The organism is Ferruginibacter sp. (assembly GCF_031430955.1).
In the GTDB taxonomy this organism is placed as follows: Bacteria; Bacteroidota; Bacteroidia; order Chitinophagales; family Chitinophagaceae; genus Ferruginibacter.
In genome coordinates this window covers 1-3,847 of the sequence record NZ_JANPCM010000723.1, presented here as the reverse complement: position 1 = coordinate 3,847, position 3,847 = coordinate 1, and the positions used below count along the sequence as shown (strand labels likewise).

Here is a 3,847-nt window from a genome sequence, read left to right as displayed (position 1 = left end):
AATGAGTGCCATTCTCTAGATTACGTTCACAACCACCAAGTAGTTGTAGTATCAAAGCTTTCTTGATGAACTCATGACCGAATATAGAAGGACATAATGAGCGTCCCATGATATCCAGGACATTGGGCTTTCTAGACAGTTCCCTGAGATGTCACACATAATTAATATATTATCAAACAATCATTTTTTACTCACATTTTTTAACGTGGAGGACACAAGTTAATAAAATAATTGAAAGCAACAACCTGATGAATAATTTTTTTTATTTTTTTTTTACAGGGATGCCCAATTCATTTTTTTACATAAAAAAAAATAAAATAACCCAGCCGTATTATTTTATTTGCCTTTTATCCATAAATGCTATTAATATAAAAGGTATTCTATATTTTCGTTTATCAACTCTATCTGTTTAATAAAAAATAAAACTCATGAACTATTGCTTTAAAAAAATTATGCTTGCAACTTTTGCGGTATCGTTTGCGGTTGCTGTATCAGCACAGGATAAGCCTGTTATGCCGCCGGGACTACCTGCAATGCCACCGGCCGGTGCACCCAAAACCGGACCTAAACCTTATAAAGAAATTATTACCGACAAAGCCAAAACTACTAAAGGTTTATTTACTGTACATAAGGTAGAAGACAAATATTATTTTGAGATACCTGCTAAATTATTAACCCGTGATATACTGGTGGTTAACAGGGTTTCTAAATCATCTGTAGAAAGTGCGAAACAATTTTACGGCTATGCCGGCGACATGATAGCAGAAAATGTTATCCGTTTTGAAAAAGGGCCTAACAATAAGATCTTTTTAAAAAACATCTCTTATAATGTAAATCCTTCTGACAGTACAAAAGATATGTACCGCTCTGTAATGAAGAGCAATATCCAACCCATATCAATGGCATTTGATGTTAAAGCTTATGCACCTGATAGTTTAGGTGGTGGTATAGTTATAGACATCACTGATAATATAACTGCAGATAATGAAATTTTTGGATTTGCAGGTTTTGCAAAAACACAATTTCAGGCAGGCAGTTTTCAGGCTGATAAATCATATATAGTTAGTGTTAGGCCTTACCCAACCAATATTGAAATTACCACTGTAAAAACATTTGGTAAAAGTGCAGGCTTCCAAATTCCTATTCCGGGTTTGCCTCCATCGCCACCAAGCCAGGCTACTGTTACTTTAGAAATGAACAGCTCCTTACTTATTTTACCAGAAAAACCAATGAAGCCAAGATACAGGGATAACCGTGTTGGATATTTTGCAACAGGTTTTACTGATTTTGATGCTAACCCACAGGGTGTAAAAGATATTAATTTAATTGCCCGCTGGAGAATGGAGGCAAAGCCGGAAGATATGGAAAAGTATAAACGTGGCGAACTGGTTGAACCGGTTAAACCCATTGTTTTTTATATTGACCCTACTACACCCAAAAAATGGATCCCCTATTTAATTATGGGTATCAACGATTGGCAGATAGCTTTTGAAAAAGCAGGTTTTAAAAATGCTATTTTTGGTAAAGAAGCGCCAACAAAACAACAGGACAGTACCTGGAGTTTGGAAGATGCCCGTAACAGCGCTGTTATTTACAAACCTTCGTCTGTTGAAAATGCTTATGGCCCAAGCACTGTGGACCCAAGAAGCGGAGAAATTATGGAAAGCCATATCGGCTGGTTTCATAACGTAATGAAATTACTGCACGACTGGTATATGATACAGGCAGCTGCTATTGACCCTAAGGCCCGTAAAATGGTTTTTGATGATGAACTGATGGGACAGTTAATTCGCTTTGTATCATCGCATGAGGTTGGACACACACTTGGTTTGCCGCACAACTTTGGTTCATCTGCAGGGGTGCCTGTTGAAAATTTACGCAACAAAGCATGGGTGGAAGCTAACGGTCATACACCAAGCATTATGGATTATGCCCGTTTTAATTATGTGGCACAGCCAGAAGATAATATTACCGCACCGGGCATTTACCCCCGTATTGGAGATTATGATAAATGGAGTATTGAATGGGGCTACAAATTAATTCCCGAAGCTGCAACTGCAGAAGATGAAGTACCTATTTTAGATAAATGGATTGAAGATAAAGCAGGCGATAAACGTTTTTATTATGGCCGCCAGGGCCAGCCAGATGATCCACGTGACCAGAGTGAAGCCATTGGTGATAATGCCATGAAAGCATCATCTTATGGTATTAAAAACCTGCAGCGTATTTTGCCCAACTTAATAAGCTGGACAAAAATGCCCAATGAAGATTATACAGATTTAGAGGATATGTATGATAATGTGGTGGGCCAGTTCCGCAGGTATATTGGCCATGTAACGTATAATTTTGGCGGCGTTTACGAAAATTTAAAAAAGAATAACCAGCCCGGAAATGTTTATGAATATGTAAGTAGAGAAACACAAAAAGAAGCGGCAGATTTTATAAATAAGCAGGTATTTACTACACCAACATGGCTTATTAATAAAGATATTGCCAGCAAAGCAGGGATAAATTACACTACAACAATTTTATCTGTACAGGAAGGCGCTTTAAACAGAATGCTGAGCACCAGTACCATGAACAAAATGCTGAATGCCGAAGCTGCTATTGGCAGCCAGGCTTATACCGTAACTGATTTACTGACCGATTTAAGGCAAAATATTTTTACAGAACTTACTGCTAAAAAAGCTATTGATATTTACAGGAGAAATTTACAAAAATCTTATGTAGAAAGATTGGGCAGTATTATTAACCCTGCAACAGGCCCGCAAGCTGGTATAACTTTTACATTTGGTAATGCTGCACCGGTAATGGATACTAAAAAATCGGATATACTTTCTTATTTAAAAGGGCATGCAAGAGAATTGAAAGCTGCTATTGATGCTGCGGCATCGGGCAGTGCAGATAAAGCCACCAAATATCATTTACAGGATTTGAGTGACAGATTGAGAAAGACGCTGGATCCTAAATAAAATTAGAATAATAATTTTTTAAAAGACGCTTTGTAATGAAGCGTCTTTTTTGTTTTATAATATTTGTATGACCGCAATATTTGTATAAGCATATTTATGTTTATGCTGCGTTTAAAAACCGCTAAGATTGCATGCCCAAGTGAAATGCCCTGTGGTAGAACATTTGCGCCAGTGGGTGTAATCCGATTATTTTAAAATGTTCTTACAGCCAAGCATTCGGTTTGTTACTGCCTCAGCTGGGCAATGTTGTTGGTACGCCCCCGCCAATTTATCTTTGCTGCATACCAACAACGGCTCGGGCTGGTTGAAGCTGGGCTACAAACAAGGGCAAGGTCTCTATAATCACTAAATATTGACATCAATTTTATGAAGGCAAATTATTGATATAATGAAGATGGTAAAATTCAATAATTTTAAAAACAATGAAGTTGATAAAATAAATAATAAACCAAATAACAAAACAATAAAGATGTCCAGATAAATTAGCTTTTCTTTCAACAAGTACCAAATTGAATCAAAATTTGTAAATAAAATATTCCCTCTTGGAATAGTATGTCTAAAACTAAAGTATAAAAAAATATTAAAACACATTATTAGACAACTTAAAATACTTAATAAAATCAAAGATAATTTTTTGAAATTATTGCTCATTTATTATTTCTTTAGTAATAAAAAAAATGAAGTTCCGCCGTTAAAATTTTACAGAAAGAATTTATTCTACTGACGTAGATATGCAGCGTGGCTTTGAGTAGAAGCATATCTGTGCCATGCTTATTCAAAATATTAAATGTTTTATCTGTATAATTACTAACAAGCCTAGTATTGCCTATTAATTATTTTTAAGGCTTGCCTTACTCATACCGCAGCGCATCAAT

Annotated in this window: 2 protein-coding genes; one reads left to right on the top strand and one right to left on the bottom strand. The window is 36.0% G+C overall.

The window, feature by feature from the left end:
• Positions 1–139 (bottom strand): hypothetical protein (locus ACY65O_RS20670; RefSeq protein WP_462222756.1); only part of this gene is annotated, 139 nt, incomplete at its 3' end.
• Between the two features lie 289 nt (positions 140–428).
• On the opposite strand from ACY65O_RS20670, the gene ACY65O_RS20665 reads away from it, so the two are divergent.
• Complete coding sequence (locus tag ACY65O_RS20665; RefSeq protein WP_462222755.1) at positions 429–2,972, top strand: zinc-dependent metalloprotease; 2,544 nt, start codon at positions 429–431, stop codon at positions 2,970–2,972.
• Positions 2,973–3,847 lie beyond the last annotated feature (875 nt).